The organism is Rhizobium brockwellii, from assembly GCF_000769405.2.
Lineage (GTDB): Bacteria > Pseudomonadota > Alphaproteobacteria > Rhizobiales > Rhizobiaceae > Rhizobium > Rhizobium brockwellii.
The window spans coordinates 29,455-51,666 of sequence record NZ_CP053445.1 but is presented as its reverse complement, the minus strand read 5'-3'; the positions used below and the strand labels follow the sequence as shown (position 1 = coordinate 51,666).

Annotated in this window: 19 protein-coding genes; 7 read left to right on the top strand and 12 right to left on the bottom strand. The window is 57.7% G+C overall.

Annotated features, from left to right (window positions below):
• Window positions 1-141: 141 nt before the first annotated feature.
• On the bottom strand, window positions 142-1,827 hold the full coding sequence (locus RLCC275e_RS33770) for a GMC oxidoreductase (RefSeq protein WP_033184371.1): 1,686 nt from the start codon (window positions 1,825-1,827) through the stop codon (window positions 142-144).
• 416 nt (window positions 1,828-2,243) lie between these two features.
• Between RLCC275e_RS33770 and hemB the strand changes: the two genes are divergently transcribed.
• Entirely contained in the window at window positions 2,244-3,221 is a 978-nt protein-coding gene (gene hemB, locus RLCC275e_RS33765; RefSeq protein WP_033184372.1) for a porphobilinogen synthase, read from the top strand.
• A gap of 52 nt (window positions 3,222-3,273) precedes the next feature.
• On the opposite strand, the gene hemC is transcribed toward hemB, so the two are convergent.
• The 5 genes from hemC to RLCC275e_RS33740 all read right to left on the bottom strand — a co-directional run bounded on the left by hemC (window position 3,274) and on the right by RLCC275e_RS33740 (window position 11,044).
• Window positions 3,274-4,218 (bottom strand): hydroxymethylbilane synthase, encoded by a 945-nt coding sequence (gene hemC / locus RLCC275e_RS33760; protein WP_050516867.1) that lies wholly within the window; start codon window positions 4,216-4,218, stop codon window positions 3,274-3,276.
• A 9-nt stretch (window positions 4,219-4,227) separates the two neighbouring features.
• Window positions 4,228-5,169 (bottom strand): porphobilinogen synthase, encoded by a 942-nt coding sequence (locus RLCC275e_RS33755; protein ID WP_171816994.1) that lies wholly within the window; start codon window positions 5,167-5,169, stop codon window positions 4,228-4,230.
• Window positions 5,170-5,593: 424 nt separating this feature from the next.
• On the bottom strand, window positions 5,594-8,857 hold the full coding sequence (locus tag RLCC275e_RS33750) for an error-prone DNA polymerase (RefSeq protein WP_033184374.1): 3,264 nt from the start codon (window positions 8,855-8,857) through the stop codon (window positions 5,594-5,596).
• Window positions 8,857-10,368, bottom strand: coding sequence for a Y-family DNA polymerase (locus RLCC275e_RS33745; RefSeq protein ID WP_082229866.1), 1,512 nt, complete (start codon window positions 10,366-10,368; stop codon window positions 8,857-8,859). The genes RLCC275e_RS33750 and RLCC275e_RS33745 overlap by 1 nt, the downstream gene beginning before the upstream one ends.
• Window positions 10,289-11,044, bottom strand: coding sequence for an ImuA family protein (locus RLCC275e_RS33740; protein ID WP_033184375.1), 756 nt, complete (start codon window positions 11,042-11,044; stop codon window positions 10,289-10,291). The genes RLCC275e_RS33745 and RLCC275e_RS33740 overlap by 80 nt, the downstream gene beginning before the upstream one ends.
• Window positions 11,045-11,251: 207 nt before the next feature.
• Here RLCC275e_RS33740 and RLCC275e_RS33735 point away from each other — a divergent pair, with 207 nt between their 5' ends.
• The 3 genes from RLCC275e_RS33735 (at window position 11,252) to dinB (ending at window position 13,431) form a co-directional block, all read left to right on the top strand.
• Window positions 11,252-11,512, top strand: a complete 261-nt coding sequence (locus RLCC275e_RS33735) for a hypothetical protein (RefSeq protein ID WP_033184376.1) — start codon at window positions 11,252-11,254, stop codon at window positions 11,510-11,512.
• An 81-nt stretch (window positions 11,513-11,593) separates the two neighbouring features.
• Window positions 11,594-12,271 (top strand): SOS response-associated peptidase, encoded by a 678-nt coding sequence (locus tag RLCC275e_RS33730; RefSeq protein ID WP_033184377.1) that lies wholly within the window; start codon window positions 11,594-11,596, stop codon window positions 12,269-12,271.
• 77 nt (window positions 12,272-12,348) lie between these two features.
• Window positions 12,349-13,431 carry a DNA polymerase IV gene (gene dinB / locus RLCC275e_RS33725; protein ID WP_033184378.1) on the top strand — a complete coding sequence of 361 codons (1,083 nt, stop codon included), beginning with the start codon at window positions 12,349-12,351 and terminating at the stop codon, window positions 13,429-13,431.
• Between the two features lie 360 nt (window positions 13,432-13,791).
• Here the strand turns inward: dinB and RLCC275e_RS33720 are convergent, their stop codons facing one another.
• From RLCC275e_RS33720 to RLCC275e_RS33710, 3 genes are all read right to left on the bottom strand, one after another.
• Complete coding sequence (locus tag RLCC275e_RS33720) at window positions 13,792-13,938, bottom strand: DUF1127 domain-containing protein (RefSeq protein WP_003551724.1); 147 nt, start codon at window positions 13,936-13,938, stop codon at window positions 13,792-13,794.
• 171 nt (window positions 13,939-14,109) lie between these two features.
• Window positions 14,110-15,090: a 3'-5' exonuclease gene (locus RLCC275e_RS33715; RefSeq protein WP_033184379.1), complete on the bottom strand. Its 981-nt coding sequence runs from the start codon at window positions 15,088-15,090 to the stop codon at window positions 14,110-14,112.
• 359 nt (window positions 15,091-15,449) lie between these two features.
• Window positions 15,450-15,626: a hypothetical protein gene (locus RLCC275e_RS33710; RefSeq protein WP_171816993.1), complete on the bottom strand. Its 177-nt coding sequence runs from the start codon at window positions 15,624-15,626 to the stop codon at window positions 15,450-15,452.
• Window positions 15,627-15,809: 183 nt separating this feature from the next.
• On the opposite strand from RLCC275e_RS33710, the gene RLCC275e_RS33705 reads away from it, so the two are divergent.
• Window positions 15,810-16,922 (top strand): AbiJ-related protein, encoded by a 1,113-nt coding sequence (locus tag RLCC275e_RS33705; RefSeq protein WP_246723446.1) that lies wholly within the window; start codon window positions 15,810-15,812, stop codon window positions 16,920-16,922.
• 52 nt (window positions 16,923-16,974) lie between these two features.
• On the opposite strand, the gene RLCC275e_RS33700 is transcribed toward RLCC275e_RS33705, so the two are convergent.
• From RLCC275e_RS33700 to RLCC275e_RS33690, 3 genes are all read right to left on the bottom strand, one after another.
• Window positions 16,975-17,895, bottom strand: coding sequence for a hypothetical protein (locus RLCC275e_RS33700; RefSeq protein ID WP_033184381.1), 921 nt, complete (start codon window positions 17,893-17,895; stop codon window positions 16,975-16,977).
• The gene (locus RLCC275e_RS33695; RefSeq protein WP_033184382.1) at window positions 17,892-18,695 is read right to left on the bottom strand and encodes a hypothetical protein; all 804 of its coding nucleotides are present in this window, start codon (window positions 18,693-18,695) and stop codon (window positions 17,892-17,894) included. The genes RLCC275e_RS33700 and RLCC275e_RS33695 overlap by 4 nt, the downstream gene beginning before the upstream one ends.
• A gap of 92 nt (window positions 18,696-18,787) precedes the next feature.
• A complete protein-coding gene (locus RLCC275e_RS33690; RefSeq protein WP_033184383.1) occupies window positions 18,788-19,894 on the bottom strand; it encodes a T6SS phospholipase effector Tle1-like catalytic domain-containing protein in 1,107 nt (368 codons plus the stop codon).
• 117 nt (window positions 19,895-20,011) lie between these two features.
• Here RLCC275e_RS33690 and RLCC275e_RS33685 point away from each other — a divergent pair, with 117 nt between their 5' ends.
• Both RLCC275e_RS33685 and RLCC275e_RS33680 read left to right on the top strand, forming a co-directional pair.
• Complete coding sequence (locus RLCC275e_RS33685) at window positions 20,012-21,283, top strand: AAA family ATPase (protein ID WP_050516868.1); 1,272 nt, start codon at window positions 20,012-20,014, stop codon at window positions 21,281-21,283.
• Window positions 21,280-22,167: a hypothetical protein gene (locus tag RLCC275e_RS33680; protein WP_171891379.1), complete on the top strand. Its 888-nt coding sequence runs from the start codon at window positions 21,280-21,282 to the stop codon at window positions 22,165-22,167. The genes RLCC275e_RS33685 and RLCC275e_RS33680 overlap by 4 nt, the downstream gene beginning before the upstream one ends.
• The last annotated feature ends 45 nt before the right edge of the window (window positions 22,168-22,212 follow it).

Below are 22,212 nucleotides of genomic sequence, written 5' to 3'. Positions count from 1 at the left end.
TTGCCATAGGTCTCTTGACCCGTTGGGCGCGCGACAGCGGGCGGTCGCGGTGATGCGTTTGCGGAACGGACATTTTGTCGGGCGACACTCGGTGTCGCGTCGTTAAACGGATGCGCCATACCGCCATAGTTCCGATGACCATCAACCAAGGTGCTTGGAGAGTCGCAATGCGAGAGCAGTGAGCGTGCGAACAGGGTTGGCAGCAGAGGCAAAAGGCATGATCGACATGTCGCAGACGTAGAGATTGGCAGTATTATTCACGCGAAGGTCTTCGTCCACCACGCTTTCGGTCAGAAAGGGGCCGCCAAACCAGTCCTTGTACGGCATCCTCAACGTACCGGCCGCATGATGAACGGTGCCATAGCCAAAGCCTTTACCCCACTCGCCATACCATTTGTTCTCCACCGGCGCACACACGGCCCCACGGTTGGTGAACTGACCGAATATCTTGCCGGTGACGTCATTGAGGACCGCAAATACCTCGGTGTCGCTTTTCTGCCACCCAGCGAGTGCCGGCAATCGAGACGAGGTGAGATAGCTCATCCAGCCCTGATTTCGGAAAACGATCTCCGGGACATATCCGAATGGCGGTGTTTCACGGATTATATTGCCGCTATCGAGGCAATTGCCAAAACTGAATTTGATATCGATGATCGAGTCACCTGTGTTGGCGATCGGCGTTTCCGGACTGGACGGATCGTTCTCACGCAGATGCCAATACTCGTGATTGACGTTCATCTCCACGTTGAACGGATAGATGATCTTGTCGGCGGCGTCGTGTTTGCCTCTAGAGTAGAGTACGATTTTCGCGTTGGCGTTCTTCGGTATGGCGACGTCGTCAATATGTGTTGCGGTAGTCAGAATCTCGTTCGTCGTGGGATGGTCGGTCAGGCCTCGTCCGACAAGCGAACGGACATGCTGGGGTAAATCGCGACCGATGGTGCTGCGCGCCAAAAGTTTCGGGCTCTCGATCACCCCGCAGGCCAGCACGAGTTTCCCCGCCAGAAAATACCGCGCTTCGCCCGTCAAGGTGTCGCGTGCGAGGACCTCCAAACGATCCTGATCCAGCCGCTTGATGTCCTCGGCATAATGGTTGAGGAGCAGTCGCAGCCCGAGGCCATTGCCACCCGAGTTTTGGTTGGATGACAGGCCAAGCTGATTGATCAGCAATTCGGCAGTATTGAAAACGCCAGTCGACTGCTTCGTCAGCTCCGAAACAGGCACTCCGTCCGAGCGCAAATAAGGCTGATGGAGCGCCCTGGGCGTTTCCATGATATTGAAATGCTCGGCGAGAGAGCTGGCTTTTAATTTCTCGACTATCTTCCGAGCGGTTTCGCCGAGTGTGACCGACTGGTTCATCGCCGCGCCGGCTCTCTCGAGCAGGCCGCCCTTTAGTTCCTGCCGAACACGTTCAGGAAAGAAATCGAGTTCCCACGCCTGAATGGCCGGGATCAATCCGGACCAAAAGATCGACCGCCCCCCGAAATTCATCTGAGGCCGTTCGTGGATATAGTATTCCTCCCCCTCCCTACCATTCTGCTTGAATGAACCGCAGCCGAACCGTTGGGCGACAGTGCTGTTGGGCATGTGGGAGCAGTTGTAGACGTGGGTCGGGTAGAGATAGGAACCTGCTTCAATGACGAGTATCCGTTTCGTTTGTCCCAACCGGTCGGCGAGATCATCGGCGAGAACCCCACCTCCCATGCCGGATCCGATGATGACGATGTCGAAGAACGTCTCCGTTCCTGTGTAGGACGGCGACACCCGGGCATGTGCCGGATTTCGAGAAGCGATGAAGTTCGTAAAGACTGAAGCATCGAATGTCATTGTTCCTCCTGTCAGCCGGAAAGCGCTAGTTCCTGACGTTCTAGACGCAAAGCGACGAATGTACGGCCTCCAAGACTTGAGTGGGACGATCCGCCGCCGCGCGCGGGGACGATCGTGCACGGGTCAGGCATCCCGGTCGTTGCGTCGAAGCGTAAAACGCTGAGCGGCGAAGATGCGGCGCCTCGGACTTTGGTGGCAATTCTAGGCCGAGCTTATTGACGCGTTTCTCGTTCGTCTATCGAATATTGAACTGGCTTGTGCCGATGGGCCGAGCGGGAAACGCGTGCGCGCGATCGACGGGAAATTCATTGCTCCACGTGAGAGAGCGTTTGTCATCATCCTGCGAAATTTCGCGTGCTATGGTTTTCGAAACCGTGTTACCCTTTCGCGCCAAAGTTGAATCAGGGAGAAGCCAAATGACAGGAGCAACCTTCCCGACCGTCAGAAGCAGACGGCTGCGAAAAACTGCCGCACTTCGCAGCATGTTCGCCGAGAACAGCGTCACGATGAACGACCTGATCTACCCGATCTTCGTCGAAGAGGAGATCAGCGAAAAGGTCGAGATTTCATCCATGCCGGGGGTGCATCGCATACCCGAGGCGACGCTTCATGAAGAGATCGCCGCGATCTACGCTGACGGCGTGAAGGCGATCATGATGTTCGGTGTGTCGCATCACAAGACGGACGATGGAAGTGATTCCTGGAGCGAAAGCGGGCTGCTTGCACGGATGGTCCGCATCGCGAAGGAAGCAGCACCGGAGTTGATTGTGATCGCTGACACCTGCTTCTGCGAATACACATCCCATAGCCATTGCGGTGTGATTACGGATGGCCATGTGGACAACGATATCACGATCGAAAACCTCGGACGGCAGGCGGTCACGGCGGCGCGCGCCGGCGCCGATATGGTAGCCCCGTCAGCAATGATGGACGGTCAAGTCTCCGCTATTCGGGCGGCGCTGGATGACGCTGGCTTCACCGTCACACCGATCATGGCGTATTCGTCAAAGTTTGCATCGAGCTTCTACGGACCATTCAGGGAAGCAGCTGGTTCTCAGCTCAGGGGTGACCGCAAGGCCTATCAGATGGACCATCTCAATGGCCGCGAAGCACTCCGGGAATCGTTGCTGGACGAGTTCGAAGGCGCCGACATGCTGATGGTGAAACCCGGTATGCCATATCTGGATGTGCTTGCGCGTCTTCGCGAACGCACACTTCTTCCGCTGGTGAGCTATCAGGTCAGTGGTGAATACGCGATGATCAAATTCGCGGCGAAGGCCGGCGCCATCGATGAGAAGCTCGTTGTCCGGGAGTCGCTAGGCGCGTTTAAACGCGCCGGAGCCGATCTCATCCTGACCTATTTCGCGCGGGACATTGCAAACGAAGGGTTCTGACGGACGGCTTCCGACACTGGCGGCTGGCGTGGCAGCCGCCAGGCCAAGAGCTTTAGTGCTGGACACCTTCCAGGAAGCCTCGTTCCACGAATTCTTTTCCGCCACGTCCGATGAGATCTTCGGCAATTCGCTTGCCGAACGCCTCCGCGCCTTCGTCTGCTTCAGACACAAGAACGCTGCGAACTTGTTCGCCTGGACGGCTGCCGAAGATGGCCACCGTGAAGACCCAGGCCTCAGACTTCTTTTCGCAAATGCCGGCTATGGCCGAAAAGCAGTCTCCGTCCAGGACCTTCAGGCATTGGCGCTCAGCGAGAGCGGCAAATTCGGCGTCCGCGCATGTCGCGGCGCGGCAGAGCTCGAAAACCGCATCATCACCATCCCGGCACTGCAGTGCCAATGTGCCTTGACCCATGGCTGGAAGGAAATCATCAACAGACAACCGAACGAACTCATCTTCCCATAGGCTTGCCCGATCAAGACCTGCGGCGGCAAGAAGAGTGGCATCCACCCGTTTCTCGCGCATGTTTTTGATACGGGTATCGATGGCGCCGCGATAGTCGAAGTCGAACTGTAGGTCGGGACGTATGGCGCGAAGTTGGGCAATCCTCCTCGGCGCCGTCGTCCCAACTTTTGCGCCTTGCGGAAGGTCGGCAATCGAGCGGTAGCCTGTCGAGATCAAGACGTCCCCTGCATCGGCTCGAGGTAAGTAGCCTGCGATCCTTGTTCCCTCTGCCAAGGGCTCGTTGCCGGGCATGTCCTTGAGGCAGTGAATCGCCAGATTGATCTTATCGGCCTTCAACCCGACGTCCAGCTCACGCACGAACAGGCCCTTGCCGCCGGCGCGCTTGAGGCTGCCGGCAATCTTGTCGCCAGAGGTCGTGAACTCAACCTTTTCGAAAGAGGTCCCGGGCTGAGTCTGACAGATGTAGTCGCCGGCCTGATCAGTCTGCATTTTTGCAAGCCTGCTTCCCCGGCATCCGATTCTGAGGTGCACCATGTTGTTTTCCTAGTTGAGGCCACGAGCAATTTGATCGGCCGCATATGTCACGACGTAGTCGGCGCCGGCTCTAAAAGCGCTGCGAAGATACTCCGAATGGATCGCCAGTCGATCATCCTCGTCGAAAGACTGCAGCATTTTATACTCGCCCGAGACGGAGAATATACCAACCGGGCAGCTTGCTGCATCGATCATCGGACGGACTAGGTCAAGGAAAAACATGCCAGGCTCGACCAGCAGCATATCAGCCCCCTCATCGACCATAAGGCGTCCGGCAGCGACGAACTGAGCCCCTTGATCGATCTCGACTTGGAGCCCGTGACGGTAGATCCCTGCTCCGTTCCCGGCAACCTTCCGGTAGGTAGAATAGAGCGCCGAGCGAAACTCGACGTGTGGCATCAATGCGACATCTCCAAATCCGGCCGCGTCTGCGGCTCCACGGACTTCGCGCACGGCGCCATCGGCCATCGACGCTGGACCCAGGATATCAGCGCCATTTCTGCATTGCATAACGGCAATGCAACGAAACCGGTCCATCGTCGCGGCAATGTCAACCTTGTTCTGGCTGTCAAGGATCACACAGGCGCCGCCGGTTGCCGAGCAAATGCACGTCTCGGTTATCACGCCCATGCGCGGCTCAGCGTCCTTGATGGCTCGCAATGCTTGTCCACAGATACTGTCATCCCGTTCCGCGACCTGCCCCGTTGGATCTTGTGTCAGTTCCTTCGCAAATAGTTTCATCGCGCAGATCCCCATTTGATAGAGATCCTTCGCACGCGCTCCTATCTCACGCACCGCGACAGTAGGCAGAGCTTCCGTACCATCAACGGCGGCTTTGACGACAATGGTTTGAATGAGTTTGTTTGGCAAAATATCGCCGCGATAGAGCAAACCTCTGGTTTGCGACCGCGCCCGGACAGGGTTTGTCCCAATCGGCATTGTAGTGGTCATTGTCGCCCCAAGAGTAAAGCTTCGAAGAGAGAGAAATACATTCTGCATTTGGCTGAACGCTTGCCACACTCACGCTAGCTGAAGATTGCGACACTTAGAAGCGTCTATTGTTGTAATCGTCGCTAAAGTTGCAAATTCCGAGCTGTATCGACACTCGCTACCTGAACGAAGGGAATTCAGATTTAGTCTAGAGCGAGACGTGGAAACACCCGGCGGCGTCACCCTGATCACGGGCAATAGGTGTCCAGATGAAATGCCCGCGGCGTTATGGCATGGGCTCCAGCTACAAGGGCGAGGTCGCCAAGAATCGGCATCGTTGGATTGACGCAACTGCTCTCCGGAGTCGCTATTCTCACACCGATGGTCTTGACCGGAATCGAACCGCCGCTTTCTTCATTGGAGAAAGCTGGTCACACTGGATTCCTTAATGAAAATTCCTGCTCTTCACCTTCAACGTATCGATGTGCAAGTCAGGCACGAACAAATCCCGCGGTTTCACACCCACCTGCGGCCGCTCACGGCTATCCGGGCTGCCGGGCACTCCATGGGCGAACTCATCGCCGCGCCCCGACGGCACCCTGAAGGTGTCCCGCTCGCCCAGGCTCGCAAGATCGCTGGTCAAATCGAACATCCGTTGCGCCACCAGATGCACGACGCCGCCTTCGCGCTGGATCTTGCCGTTGATCGCCATCATCGCGGATCCAAGCACGACACGGCGCTGTTTTTCAAAGAGGCTCGGCCAGACGACAATATTGGCAACGCCTGTCTCATCCTCGATGGTCATGAACATGACGCCCTTGGCACTTCCCGGCTTCTGACGGACAAGAACCAGACCCGCCGTCATCAGCCAGCGACCATCGCGGGCCGAGGTTGCCTCGGCGCAGGTGACGATGTTTCGGCGGGTGAGATCCTCTCGCAGGAAGCTGACAGGATGGGCACGCAGTGTCACGCCGGTATGGCCATAGTCCTCGACGACATTGGCGCCCTCCGTCATCTGCCGAAGCGCCACATCCGGTTCCTGCTGTTCGGCAATCACCGCCCGCTCGCGATCGGCAGCCGCAGCGAAGAGTGGAAGTGGTTCGTCGCGCAAGGCCTTGATCGCCCAGAGCGCATCGCGCCTTTCAAGGTTCAAGGATGGCCGGAATGCATCAGCTTCGGCGAGCTTGACCAGGGAGGCCGACGACACGCCGGCGCGCCGCCACATGTCGTCGATGGAAACGAAGGGATCGTCGCCGCGCGTCACCGCGATTTTTGCCGCATCCTGTTCGGGTAGTCCCTTTACCAGACGCATACCGAGCCGCACGGCATGGTCGTCGGTTCCGCTGATCTCCTCAAGCGTGCAATCCCACCGCGAACGATTGATGCAGACTGGCCGGATAGCTACCCCGTGGGCCCGGGCATCCGTGACGATCTGCGCCGGCGCGTAGAAGCCCATCGGTTGCGCATTGATGAGGGCGGCACAGAAGACATCCGGATAGTGGCATTTGATATAGGAGGAGGCGTAAGCGATGAGAGCAAACGACGCAGCATGGCTTTCGGGAAAGCCATAGGAGCCAAAGCCCTCGAGCTGCGAGAAGGTTTTTTCGGCAAACTCTTCCGTGTAGCCGTTTTTCACCATCCCCTGGACCAACTTGTCCTTGAACTTGCTGACACCACCGGTGAACTTGAATGTCGCCATCGAGCGCCTGAGCGCATCGGCCTCGCCGGCTGTAAAACCGGCACAGACGATCGCCACCTTCATCGCAGACTCCTGAAACAATGGCACGCCCAGCGTCTTGCCGAGCACGGCCTCCAGTTCCGGCTTCGGATAGACGACTGCCTCCTTGCCCTCGCGCCGTCTCAGGTAAGGATGCACCATGTCGCCTTGAATCGGACCGGGGCGAACGATCGCCACCTGGATGACCAGGTCGTAATAGGTCTGGGGTTTTAGCCGTGGCAGCATCGACATCTGCGCGCGCGATTCGATCTGGAACGTGCCTAGCGTGTCGGCCTTTCGGATCATCGCGTAGGTCGGCGGATCTTCGGGCTCGATGGTGGCAAGATCGAGCTTCACTCCCTTGTGCTCTTCCAGCAATGCAAAGCCCTTGGCCATGCAGGTCAGCATTCCCAAGGCCAGCACGTCCACCTTCATGAACTTGAGCGCCTCGATGTCGTCCTTGTCCCATTCGATCGTTTGTCGATCCTCCATCCGGGCCTGCTCGATCGGCACCAGTTCGTCGAGCCGGTCATTGGTCAAAACGAAGCCGCCGGGATGCTGGCCCAGATGACGGGGTGCGCCCATCAGTTGCTGCGCCAGTTCCAATGTCAGTTGCAGGCGCCGGTCGGACATGTTCATGTTCAGCTCGTTGACCTGCTTTTCGCCAACGCCCTCCTTGCTCCAGCCCCAGACGCCGGCTGACAGCGCCGTGATCATGTCTTCGGGCAGGCCGAGCACCTTGCCGACATCGCGAAGCGCACCCTTGGCGCGGTAGCGGGTGACGGTCGCGCAAAGGGCAGCCCTTTGTCGCCCGTAGGTCTTGTAGATCCACTGGATCACCTCTTCGCGTCTGGCATGTTCGAAATCGACGTCGATGTCGGGCGGCTCGTTGCGCTCTTCCGAGATAAAGCGCTCGAACAGCAGATCGTTTGCGGCCGGATCGATCGCGGTGATCCCCAGCACATAACAGACGGCGGAATTGGCAGCACTTCCGCGACCCTGGCAGAGAATATCTTGAGATCGCGCAAATCGGACGATGCTGTAAACCGTAAGGAAGTACGGGGCGTAATCGAGTTTGCGGATCAGATCGAGTTCGTGATTGAGGGTCTTCAGCACATCATCAGGCACCCCTTCGGGATAGCGATCGCGAACGCCCTCCCAGGTGAATTTTTCCAGCGTCTGCTGCGCCGTCAGTCCGGGGATGATCGCTTCCTCGGGATATTGATAGGTCAGTTCACTCATGTCGAACCGACAGCGGTCGACGATCTCGCGGGTGCGTGCGAGTGCTTCCGGATAGCGGCTGAACAGACGGTGCATTTCCTCCGGTGGCTTCAAAAAACGATCGGCATGCCGTTCGCGCAAGAAACCGGCCTGATCGATGGTCGTGCGATGGCGAATGCAGGTGACGACATCCTGCAATTGCCGCCTTCCCGGCTCGTGAAACAGCACGTCATTGGTGACAACAGGTCGAACCTTGTGCCGGATCGTCAGAGTGTTGAGCTCATGCAGGCGCAGTTGATCATTAGGCCGGCGGCGTAGCGTCAGCGCCATGTAGGCGCGGTCGCCAAAGATCTCCCTCACCTTGCGCAACTCGACGGCGCATGCGTCATCGGCCTCGTCGGGGATCAGGACGGCGAGCAGTCCCTCTGCATAAAGAGCCACATCCGTCAGATCGAGGATGCACTTGCCTTTGCCGCCGCGCTCCTTGCCGAGTGACAGAAGCCGGCAGAGCCTCGAATATGCGGCCCGGTCCGTTGGATAGACCAGCATCGACATGCCGTCGGTCAGATCGAGCCTGCAGCCAACGACCAGCCGCACACCGGTTTCCTTGGCTGCTTCCCAGGCGCGCACGATCCCGGCCAGACTGTTGCGATCGACGATGCCAAGCGCCTCGATGCCGAGGGCTTTGGCAGTCGTGAACAACTCATCGCAACCTGACGCGCCGCGCAGGAAGGAAAAATGACTGGTGACCTGGAGTTCAGCGTAGCGCATCAGCCGTAGATCCCGTGCAGGAACCATTTGGCCGTTCCGGTCGCGGGATCCACGCCGTCGCCGGAGCGATAGACCCAGAAGCGATTGCCGTCCTCGTCCTCGACGGAATAGTAGTCCCTTACCGCCTCCATTTCGGAGGAACGGACCCACCACTCGCCGAATACCCGTTCCGGCCCGTCACCACGCTTGATGCGCCGGCGTTTCCCCCGCCAGGTCATTGATGCCGGCGGATGGTCGGGCGTGAGCGCAATGACCTCGATCCGTTCCGGGTGCGCCAGCATCCGGCTCGGCCGGGGCCAGCGGGTCGGCCAGGCCTGACCGAGCTTTTCGGAAACCGGGGAGACGCGCCCGACATTGCGCTCGGGAACGTCGCTTTCGACCGGCGCCAGCCGGTACATGCGCTGGCCGCGATTTCCAAGACTGTCGAGCAGCGGTGTGACGTCGACGATGGTTTCTTCGACCAGCGAGGAGATGCACTGCTTCTCTTCGAACGGTTCGATCATGGTAGCAGTGAGGGACAGTTTCTCGATGCCGAAACCGGGATCTATCTTCTCGATGCTGGAACAGAGAAGTTTTGTCAGATGAGGAATATCGCGCACCGGCTTTGCCGTTCCGGCACGCACGGACTGCAAGGTGTTGTCGACGCGGTAGACAATCAAGTCGGCGCGGCGAACGCCCTGCCCGCGCGTCTCCAACGCGGCGCAGAGTTCGACCACGAGCTTGCCGATATACTTGGCGATGGTCTCGGCCGCACCGATCGGTTCAGAAAAGGATTTGATCACTTCGATCAGGTCTGCGGTGCGAATGGGGTCGATCGGTTCGGCAAGGCGTCCGAACATCTGATCGAGCCTGCGGCCGACCTCCGGCCCGAAGCGCAATGTCAAAGGCGCCCGCGGCGTTGCGGAAAGCTCGCCGACGGTCCGAAACCCAAGCACGCCCAGACCGCTGACGATGTCGGGCGGCAGACGAAGGCTGGAAATCGGCAGGTTGACGACGGCCTTTGCTGTCTCACCAACTGGCACGATGATCACCTCTCGCCGCGTGGCGCGGGCGATCGCATGGGCACTGCCCCACGTATCGGCGATGGCGCCATGGGCCCGAAGACCATGACCTCTCAACGCGTTGACGAGACCAGTCAGCATCGGCAACTCGCCGCCGCGCAGGTGATCGGCGCCCTCGGTATCCATGACAATGCCGTCGGGACCGTCCATTGCCACTACCGGCGTATATTGGCGCAGCATCCACAGTGCCAGGCGCTCGATCGCCGCGGTGTCACCGTTGGGGTCGGCATCGACCAGGTGCAGGCCGGATATCATCGCCTGAGCTTTGGCGGCGGGCATGCCGATCCGCACCCCGGCCCTGAAGGCCGCCGCGTCGATGGCTGCGACAGTGCGTTTCGATCCACTGCGGGAAACGACGACCACCGGTGTTTCAGCCGAAATGCTGGGATCGGCGCGCCTGATCCTGTCCGTCGCGAGCGTGGGGAGAAAGACTGATACGACCCGTGGCATCGCAGGCACCTATTTCAAATTCCGCGGCTTCTCCCGCTCTTGCTCTGATCAATTCCGCCAGCCACCGTGCCCGCCCGATGCCCGGCACGGGAAGCGGTTCGGAGGGTAGGACGCTGATGCGCCACCGCGTCGTGGCAGCCGTCGGTTGACCGAAATCTGCTGCCTCCGTCGGACGCCGCCATCGTCGCAGCGCAATGCCGATCGTTCCTGAAGCCTCGGCCGCCAGTTGCAGCCGCCGCGAGGCGGTCATCGGCAGGCGCACAAGCTCGGCAACGACGGCGCCAAGCCCGCCAAAACGCAGGCCCTCCTCGAAATTCGTGAGCACATCCTCTTCCCGGTCGGCCTCGACATAGATGACCCGGTCATGATGAAGGCCTGCCTGTGCCAATGCCGGCGCAAACAGATCCGGCCGGGTCAGGCACCAGAGGACGTCGCCCTTCGTACGCGCGACGATCCCCGCGACGAACAGAGCGGCCGCGGCACCATGGACCGCGTCGGCGCCACCTCCTGCCACTTCGTGCAAGGCGCCGCGGGCGAGCCCACCCCCGGGAAGCTTTGCGTCGATCTCGGCAATCCCGAACGACAGCACCTCGCCCTTGCGTGCAGCTCCGCCTTCAAGCCGCCGGATGCGGTTCTGAAGCTCGGAAATGACGGGATTGGCGGCAGTGATTGGCATCGGGTTCCAACGTCAAGAGTGCATTTGCATAGCCGAAAAAAGCTGATATGTTCTGTTTTTGTTCTTTAAACAGCGATGAGTCAACGGGCAAGAATCGGGTGGACTGCAGCCAGCATCACGAGACGGCTTTTGCTCGATCGATTCATCAAGCAGATTCAATTCGATGCTGAATGTGACGAAAAATATCGTCGATGAGAAAATAGAGATATGCCCGGCCTGCTGACGCTCAGAGATTTCAAGGGACCGGTGATTACCGTCGAATGCAAACCGTGCGGGCAACGGGGCGAGCTTGATCGCAAGGCGTTGGTGAAACAGTTTGGCGCCAGCATGCGTTTTGTGGATCTGCGCCGTCGCATGGCAATGGGTTGCGACAAGATGCATTGTTCTGACGGGCAGGATAGATGCGGGACGGGATTTCCCTGTTTGCTGGAGGCGGCCTTGGTTTTTGAGCCGCAAAAGCCCACGTGATCGCTGGAGCTTTCAAAGCTTGATTGCGTTCCGAAAGGGTCGGAAACTTCGCCTCGACATGCATTGGATAGGAGGACGGCAATGTGTAATCTCTACAACGTGACGACCACGCGCGACGCGGTTCTCCAGTTCACAAAGGCATTCCGGGATCGGGCCGGCTGGAATGAAGCCTCCTTCGATGTTTATCCAGGCTATCAGGCGCCGATTGTCCGCGTCGCCGAGGACGGGAGCCGAGAGATTGCCCGGGCGACCTGGGGAATGCCGTCGCCGCCAGCCTATGTGAAAAACTACGATCCCGGCGTCACCAATATTCGCAATGTGAGTTCGCCGCACTGGCGGCGCTGGCTCGGCCCAACCAGCCGCTGCGTCGTGCCGTTCACCTCCTTTGCCGAACCGGATCCAGCCAGCAAGATTGAGGGAGGACGGGTGCCCAATGCCTGGTTTGCCGGCAATGAAGATCGGCCGTTGATGTTTTTCGCGGGCTTCTGGACCCCGTGGAAGGGCGTACGCAAAGTCAGGGATGGCGAACAGGAATACGAACTCTTCGGATTTCTGACGACCTCGCCCAACGAGATCGTCTCGCCGATTCATCAAAAGGCCATGCCCTCCATCCTGACCACGCCTGAAGAAGTCGAGACCTGGCTGACAGCACCGTGGGATGAAGCCCGCCACCTACAGCGACCGCTCCCGGGCAACATGCTGGTGATCGTGCCGCCGCAGGCCAAACCAAAGCCGGACGAAGAGGGTCTGTTGCTTTGATCACCAGCACCCAGCACGACCAGAGCAGTCAGACGCATGTTCACGAAATGCCGACTTACCATGTGGGAACTGACGTCATGGGAAGCGTGCAACCCATGCGCAAAATCATCCATGTGGACATGGATGCTTTTTATGCGTCGGTCGAACAGAGAGACAACCCGAAGCTACGTGGGCTACCATTGGCCGTTGGAGGATCGGCGGCACGTGGTGTTGTGGCCGCCGCCAGTTATGAGGCCCGTGTCTTCGGCGTGCATTCGGCCATGCCGTCAGTGACCGCCAAGCGCAAATGTCCGGAGCTGATCTTTGTGCCGCCGCGCTTCGACGTCTACAAGGCGGTATCGCAACAGATCCGCGAGATTTTTGCCGAATACACGCCGCTGATCGAGCCACTGTCGCTGGACGAAGCCTATCTCGACGTCACCGAAAACCTGAAGGGCATGGAGATCGCCACCGAGATTGCGCTGGAGATCCGGGCGAAGATCAAGGCGGTCACCGGCCTTAACGCGTCTGCCGGCATCTCCTACAACAAGTTTCTGGCCAAAATGGCGAGCGACCTGAACAAGCCGAATGGCCAAGCCGTCATCACGCCGAAGAACGGCCCGGGTTTCGTCGAAGCCCTCCCCGTCAAGAAATTCCATGGTGTGGGGCCAGCGACCGCCGAGCGGATGAAACAGCATGGCATTGAGACGGGGCTTGATCTCAAGTCGAAGTCCCTCGCCTTCCTTCAGCAGCATTTCGGCAAGTCCGGCCCTTATTTCTACGGCATCGCCCGCGGCATCGATGAACGCCGGGTCAGACCTGATCGCATCCGCAAGTCCGTCGGCGCTGAAGACACGTTCGTTGAGGACATCGATGATCTCGATCTGGCCAAAGCCGAACTGCGGCCATTGGCCGAGAAGGTCTGGCGCTATTGCGAGGCCCATGACATCACGGGAAAGACGATCACCGTCAAAATCAAATATTCAGATTTCAGTCAGGCGACACGCAGCAGGACCGTGTGGGGACCCGTGTCCGACGTCGACATGGTCTTGGAGAATGCTGAAACCCTGCTCGCCTCGGTGTTCCCGTTCAAACGGTCTGTGCGGCTATTGGGGATCACCCTGTCATCGCTCAACACCGAAGAGAGCGGGCAAGAGCCGCAGCTCGCGCTCGGGCTCTGATACCACGGTCCTGAAAACGAAAAAGCCTGCCGCGGGAGGAGGTGCGGCAGGCTTTTCGAAAAGAACCGAACAACGGCTGGGAGGAGGAGTGCCGCTGTTCCGACAGACGCCCTTTGGGAGGAGGAGTGGGCCGTCTGAATTCGAAGCTCTGCGGGAGGAGGTGCATCGCCTCGATGAAACCAAGATACCCATTCTCTCCGCATATTAAATAGACTTTGCTGCAGTGCAGCCATGCGGAAAATGCACGGCCTCATCCTGACGAGAGAGATCTCCAGCACAGCGCCTCGCGGCGGCCAGACACAGAAACGCCCGCGTCATCAGCGGGCGAATTGTCAATCAGGTTGGCTTGGAAACAGTCGCTTAGCGAGCGACCGACTGGCGAGCAACGCTGTGGATATCGGCGCGATTGATGCCGAGGTCCTGCAGTTCGCGCGAGCTCATGCGGCCAAGTTCGGTGACGGTCTGACGGTACTTGCGCCAGTTGTTGAAGGAGCGTGCTACGTTCATGATGATCCCCTTTCGTGAGGTCTCTTGACGCCAGCAACCATGCTTTGGTTCCAACGTCGTTTCGATGATTGGAATATAGGCTCTTGCCCGACCGTCGATAAGGCACAAGGTCTCAGGTCGGCCATGCGCTCAAAGCATGGGTCGCTTCAGAGATGCATCAAACGGATTGCATCAGGCCCGGAATCGGTCGAAGGCGGTCAGGCGCTTGATGGGTGGATCGGCGTCTGGATAACGGTAGATCTCTGCCCTGAGATATCGGAGCTCATCATCGAGCGCTTCTTCCCCAACCTCGATCCACCAGGATTTGGGACGGCCGTCGCTTCCGTCGGACCAGCGATAGCCTCGCGCCTTCAGGTGATCTTTCATATCGAAGGGGCTGTTCTCTGCAAAGATCCGGACACGTGAAGTCTGACTTGCTTCATAGAGCTCGGCGAAAGCGGTGAAAGCCGGTCCGTCCATTTCTCGAGCCAGGACCTCCAGAAGTGCAAAGCAATCGTCGACCGCCCGATGCCCATCGTGAAAATATCCTGCTTGCCCGATCAGGTAGCCGAGCTTGGTGCCTTCATATCCCCGCGACGACCAGTCGATCTCGGAGTTGGAGCAAGCCCAGGCCTTGCCGGCAAACAGGTGAGAAAATGCCTCGCAGAATGGCCGGTCGAAACCGGCATTGTGGGCGATAAGAATATCAGCAGGTTCAATCAGCGCCTCTAGCGCCGCCATGTCGATTGTTTGCCCGGCGACCATATCATCGGTGATGCCGGTGAGCCTGGTGATCTCGGGAGGAATGGAAACGCTCGGCTGCTGAAGCCCACCATAGATGCCGGTCACGTCACCGATGCTTCCTGTCGCATCGAAGGTGAAGGCGATCACGCCAATCTCGATGATCTCATCCTTGCGAGCATTGAGGCCCGTGGTCTCGGTGTCGAGAATGATGCCCTTGAGCGGGTATTCCGGACGCGGGAATGGTGAGATTGCGCGCGGCGCGAGTTTCTGGAGGATCCGATATCGACCTGTCTCCGACAGATACCGGACCATGTCCTCTTCACTTATGGGAACAGTATGCTGTTCGGGCTTGGCCAATTTGGAAATGTCACGCGTGACCACCGGGTCGCGGGAAACCTGTTCCGAAAACATGTCAAACTGTTCTACCATTCCTGTTGACAAACCCCCGCCGCCGATCTTCCACCTTCAAAACACGGCATGATCGGCAGATCAACCTTGTTGCTCGGAGTGCGATGTCAGCTAACCTGGCCAGTAAGGTTTGCAATCGCGAAGTTTCACGCGATGACAACTCTTGAGCTCTCGGGCAGAAGCATCCAAAATAGGAAGGGCATACCAGCTGTAGCAGAAACTGCGAAAGCCGTTCGCCTCCCGCAAGACCGGTCAAAAGGGTTGCCGCAGGAGGTTTAGCAGAGCGACGGCAATGCCGGAAACCGGGACCGACAGCACCCGGCGCGGGGGTCCGCTTGAAATGGATGCGCCACTTGTGTTTCCCAACATTTAGTTCGCTTTCACATCTCATCCGAACGCAGCCCTTGATTGCTGCCCCTCTTCGGGTTTGCTACCTTTTCTGGATTCGTTGGCTGGATTGCTGACGCAAGCATTTGCAGGTGTGAGGGGAAGCAACCAAAAATATGGCAGAGAGCCTTTACAGTCTGCTGTTTAACAAGCTGCATGGCATGACGCATGAGCAGCTTTCCAATGGTCTTCCAAGGGAGACCACCTTTACCATTCCAACGGGCGAGGGATGGTCGAAGCGGGATCGCATCAATGCTGCCCTTGGCAATTTATCTAAAAAGGCGATGGCCGAATTCGCAGTTGTCTGGGCCTCGGAACTGGACGACATCCCCCTGCAGGAGGCGGCACAGGCAATGCTCGAACAGGGCGCGCCTGCCATCACCGAAATCACACGTCGCGATATAGCCAAGGCTTTCGGTTACGATCTCGCCGGCGATCGACCCCTGATCGACATGATCGAGCGTCACTTCGTCATCAGCTCGCCCCTCGATGACTTCATCGGCCGGTCCGCCGCCAGCCTGCGCGGCCAGATCATACGTCATATGGTCCATCACGATACCGACTGGACCGTCGAGTTCCTGTTCGAGCAAATCGGCGCGCTTCAGTGCTCCCGCGCACGTTTCTCGGCACTGATCGAAGAGGCCGTTCATCCCCTCGCACGGCGGGGCGACGACCAGACCGCAATGGTCGAGCGGCTCAACAGTATCCTCGCTCGCGACCATTACCATCTTGTCGCCAGCGGCGAAGAATCGGGCTATCCGATCTACAAACTTCAACCGATACGGCGCGGGGTCGAGGGACAGGCGAAGAATCTAATCTTTGCCTCATGCGGCCCAAAGCCGGAGCTCGGCTTTGCTGACGCAATCAACAATGACATTGTGATCCTGAAGGGAAAGGAGAGCTGCCTAATCTACGATCGGCCGCTGGGCGCCGGGGGAGTGCTCTGGTCCGAGCTTGTGGATTGGTGGCGCCGCCATCCCGAATGCGAGAGCGAGGAGCCGGCCAAGAGCCTGGGCGCCCGCCTCCAACAATCATTGGCCTCGGAGGGGGAACGCAATCTCTTTTCGGCCTATTTCAAAGGTTTCCGAGATCGGATGGGATCGGCATTACCAGCGCTCATCCCACAGGTTTATCTTCACTACGATCCGGCGACGATGAAGCAGTTGCGGGACAGGTTGCCATCGAACAGATTGTTACTGCCACGTCAGCGCATGGATTTCCTGCTACTCCTTCCACAACGGCAACGGATAGTCATTGAAGTCGACGGCAGCCAGCATTTCAGCAAGAACGGGGAGCCTTCGCTAGCCATCTATGCGGATATGGTCGCCGCCGATAGAGATCTCAGGCTGACCGGATACGAGGTCTTCCGGTTCGGCTCCAACGAGCTGGTGGGCAGCAATTACACGGAGCGCCTGATGGTGTTTTTCGAACGCCTCTTCAGGTTCCATGGCATCAATCCGGGGTAGCCCGGCTCGGCGCGGCCGGAACGAGGAAGCGGCGAGACAGCGAAATGGGCCATCAGATCGCCGGCAGCCCCGCGTTGATCAGAACATCCGTCAGGTCGCGGACACAACGTTCGCGAAGCTCCTCCAGATCCTGGAGTTGCCGCAAGTTCGTGAAATCGAGATAATTGTTCGTTCGCCGGATCGTACCGTCCTTCAATCCGTGTTCGAGGCGCGTCCTTAGAGTCCGCAGGTTCCTGTCGATTTTTCCTAGCGCGGATCGCCATTCAGGGTCATGGATCTGCCGCCATCCGCCGATCGCCTTACGGATGACGTGCCCGCTCTTTCGGTCGAGAAGCGCGCCGGTTCGCAGGGCTCTCTGGGTGTCCTGAAGAGCCTGTAGGAATTCGTTCGGTGTCTCGATATGCAATGGCAGTTCAAAGGCTGTCCTGTTGAACGCCATCGAGATCGTTTCCAAGACCATCTGGTCGAGATCGCCAACGCTGTTCACCTGGATGACGTCGCGATAGTAGCGTTTTCGCAATTCCGGATAGGAATTTAGGTGGCTGACGCAATCGTCCCATGACCATACCGTCGCCGTCCGGTCGATCCCCTTCTTGCCCCATCGCTCGTTCACCTCCTCGGCATAGCCCTGGACGCGCGTGTCTCGTCTGACCGTCGTGACTAGGATCCAGATGGATATCGCATGCGGAAAAGCCTCGATGGCCTTGGCTTCATCGAAGAAGAATTTCCGCGATATCGGGCCACCGGGAAGAGGCTGATTGCTCGTATCCAGACCCGACAGTCTCTTGCATTGCATGGCAATCAGCCCGTGCTTCCTGGAGCGGCCGTAGACATCGACGCCATGCTGTGCCTGGCCTGGGCGGCCATATGGCTGCGCCGTCGGCACGTCATAGACCTCGGCAAGAAGCTGTACAGCAAACTCCTCGAATTGCTGCCAGTGGAGCGGCGGCTGGTAGAACTGGTGGATAGTCAATGCGATTGTTCCTCCGCGTCCGTGCACGGCCCGGGTGGTTTGGATTTGAAGCCGGCATTCACTTCGTTGATGGCGCCGAGGACCTGGATGACGAATGGCTCGCGCTGTCTGTGATTGACAACGTCGATGGCAGCCCAGATCAGGCCGAGCGTCAGGAAGGCGTGATCCTGAAGCTGGAGCACAAGAATATCTTCGGACATTGCGGGCGCTCCGCCCCTCGACGCATAGAGCGCCTTGTCGCGAAACGTCGATCGGGTGGCGATATGGCGCCGCATGTCTTCCGGCGAGCCGAAGAGCGCCGAAAAGCCCTCGAACGCATCAATATGGGTTTCGCTTTGACGGTCTTCGTTGAAGGTGAAGAGATGTAGGCCGAAGGGATAATATTGGACCGCGTCGCCGCTGCGGACCCGGGCGACGAGAACGTCCTCTTCAGGCTCATGCTCAACGCTAAGCCCGGCATCATGCAAGTGGCCCGAAATAAATTGGGCGAAGGCGGAGACAGTCGCTTTTTCCTTGTGATCGCGCAGATTTATCGCTTTCGCCTCAGGATATCCGGCCGATTTGCAGGCCGAGACGAAGGCGGCAACAGCCTCTTCGGTCGCATGCGTAGCGCAAAAATAAGAGACTATCGTCGAATCCTTTGCGATCATCTCAGCGCGGGCCAGAAAATTTCTCGCGTTAACGGCACACGCAAGCGCCCGACCTTTCAGGTCGGCGGCAGCGCGCCGCTGTAGCCAGTGCGCGATCTTGTGCTCGAGTATGGGTCGGATCGAAGGCGTGATGCTCATTTTGTGCGACATGGTTGAAAATCCGACTATCATCTTAACCGGTCAAGATCGGCCGCAAGCAATAGATACAGTTTTGAAGCCGACCGTTCATCTCTTTCGGGACTTTAGTACGGTTCGATAGACATCGCCTTTGGGAGGTTTAACGGATTGTAGCCCACGCCCGCGTCGCGTCGATCGACGACACTTTGATGGATCGTCGAACCCTCCGCGATGAACCGCCTCTCACCTCGAGGCAAGTACGCGCGAGTTCGCGTTTTTCCCAACGGACCGCGCGTTGCGATTTTGGGAAACCATTCTGCGAGCCTCCACCATCCACCAAGCGACTCGTGAATTTTCATAAGCGGCTGACTAAAAAGACCGGCGCTGCCACTGGCGGAAATTGCTGCTACTGCTGTTTGGCTAGGATCTAGAAGCAGCCCCGCTATGGAGGCTTCTTTCAACATCCACTCGAGCGAAAACGAAGAGAGCCCTGACTCTGCTTTTGGGTAGCCACCACCAATATCACTATGTACGCCGGCAAACCAAACCTGCTTAACGTCAGTGGAAAGACTGTCGCTCTGCTCTGTCTTCCACATGTTGGTTCTGAAAAAGCGCCGCTTTTCATCAATCGCCAAGGCGTGGCGGAGCGTGCGAACCGCAGGATTGCTGAAAGTTCGAGGCAGCACGACAGAGGTGAATTGTGGCACTCTTGGCTCAAAACGGAAGACCGACTTTACGGTATCGAAAAGGCCAAGGAATTCTATGTCGGCTTCCCGTTTGCAAAACGTGTCACTAAAATTCCTAGCGAGCTCTAAGTTGCGTGGATCGGCATAGAGCTTGACGGCATAGGGAATCAAGTTGTCTCGACCCTTCTCCATAATTCCAAGCTTTGCCACCATGCCGGCAAGCGCTCGAGCGATGTAAGCACCACGGCTAAAGCCAAAGAAATAGAGTCGGTCGCCCCGCTCATATCTTTCCATCAGAAATTTATAGGCTGCACCAATTTTATCATAGACTCCGATCCCGATGCCCAGACCGAGCAACTTGATCAGTTCCTGACGACTCATCAAATCGGTAGATGGCGCCCCTTGCGTTCCAACGCCTGGATCGTAAAAAAAGATCTGCTTCTCGCCGTCGTTTAAGACGGCACGAGCTAGACGAAGAATATTGGTTTCATCACTGGCGATTTCATTGCCAGTGCCGTCGAATAGCACGACTATATTCTTTCCCATACTCAGCCCCCTAGCTTTTCCAACAGGCTAGCCGAAAGCAGCAAAACTGGGTAGTATCCGGCTTCAATTTAACGGTGTGTTTGCATTTTTTCGGCTGCACCAAATGAGGGTGATGAGTTGTACGCGAAGTCCCTCCACATTTACGATTTCAAATGCTTTCGAAAGGCAGAGCTGCGCCTACAGTATCCCGGTCGGTCGGGCGAAGGGGTTTCTGAACTCGGAAACGTCAATCTCGTCCTTGGTGATAATGGGGGTGGCAAGTCGTCGGTACTTCGTGCACTCGCCATCGCCGTTCTGGCGCCAGCCCTTCTTGACTCTGGTTTTGTGCCCTATCGTCTCGTGCGCCGCGTAATGCCCGGCAACGATCAGGTTGAAAAGGCCTTCCTCAAGGTGGAAGGAATGCCGGAGAAGAATGAAATCCTACCCAATGTGTCGCGACGGAAAAAGCTAGAGCTCATCGCGCGGATCCAAACAAGAGGACGTGGCAATTTGGATCGGCTGCATCTCGATAGCACGCCGGACTCTCCAATTGCCGAGGTTCTCTTTGACGATTACTCGCCGGCTTATTTTGTCGTCGGTTACGGTGCGACGCGCCGGGTGGAAAGCGGAGAATTTTCACCAAGCAGTGCGCAACGATCCCGTGCGCTTAGATATCAGCGGATCGCGGGTTTGTTTGAAGATCATGTCGCGTTGCGCCCCATGCAGGCGTGGCTGCCTCGGTTACTATCGAAGGACCCCAAGCAGCACGAGCTCGTTGTTTCTCAAATCAACAAGGTGCTGCCTTCCAACATAAGGTTTTCCGGGGCGCGGGATGACGACCAGGATCAATATATGTTTGAGTTTGAGGGTGTTCCAACCCCCTTCTCTGCTCTATCCGACGGATACAAAGCATTCGTTGGGTGGGTCTGTGACCTCATTGGTCACATGGCTGATGTCGCGACCGACGGCCGGAGCATCGCCGAGTTGCCCGGCATTGTTCTCGTGGATGAAATCGATCTTCATCTGCATCCGGAATGGCAACGAAGCGTTGTCCCCGCGCTTGCGGGGGCTTTTCCAAAGATCCAGTTTGTATTCACGTCACATAGCCCGCTCGTGGCCAGTACGGTTCGTCGCGAAAACGTATTTGTCACCGACGTCGCAGAGGACGGCACAGCCACCATCAAGCAGCTCTTGGAGCGGGTGTATGGGCTTGGCGCTGAACAGCTTCTGCTCTCCTCGTATTTCGGTCTCCAGTCGACACGACCAGAGTCCTTCAATCGTCAGGCGGAGACGTTGTTCGAGAAAGCAGCGAAGGGTGACGCATCAGCGGCGCTTACATACCTAGACCAACTGACGGTGCCCTCGGATTCGGCACCAGCGACACCGACTAAACGGAATGTCGCCAAATGATCAGGTACGACTTCGATAGAACTGTTGTCGAAGCCGACATTCGCGCCGTGGATTCGAGATGGTTTAACAAGGCCGAAAAGCGCACGAAAAGCATCGTTAAGCTCGGTGCTTTCGCCGAGAAGACATCCATTTGGAGCAAGATCAAGCCCACTTTTATGAGGCTGCAAAAGAATAAGTGTGTTTTCTGCGAGCGTCAATTCGAGAACCCAGACTACGGCACGATTGAGTTCGACGTTGAGCACTTTCGCCCGAAGTCATCGGTGGTGACTTGGCCAGATGCAGTACGTCACTCAAAGCTGAAGTACGAATTTGGAACCGGCGACCCATATGCCACTGGGTACTATTGGCTTGCATATGAATTGGAAAACTATGCGGCGTCGTGCAAGGTTTGCAATACGTCGCTCAAACTCAATTATTTCCCCATAGCAGGCGACCGGGGGAACGTTTTAGCGACTGTCGATGATCTTTCTAGTGAGCAACCTTATCTCTGCTACCCATTTGGCGACATTGACGATGATCCTGAGACGTTGATGACGTTTGTTGCCACAACGGCGGTTCCAACTGCATCAGATGAATTTAAGAAGCGACGTGGGCAGACGATTATAGACTTTTTCGATTTGAATGGGCGCGAGCAATTACATCGGGAAAGGGCCCGGATGATCGCAATGTGCGGTAGCGCCCTCATGGCAGATGCTGAAGGAGAAGCGACGGATCAAGATCAACTGGTAATAGCGCGCATGGATTCGCCCGTCTTACCGCATTCCAATTGCTTGCGGGCATTCAAGCGGTCATGGGCTACGGACAAAGAGCTTGCCCGGCAGATTTACGAAAAATGCAGGGCATACGCTCTGGGTGGCGATAGCTCCGGGCCGCCCGATCTTTAAAAGGCAATTGAAATGCTAAGCGGTCTTCAGGAGCAGATCACCTAA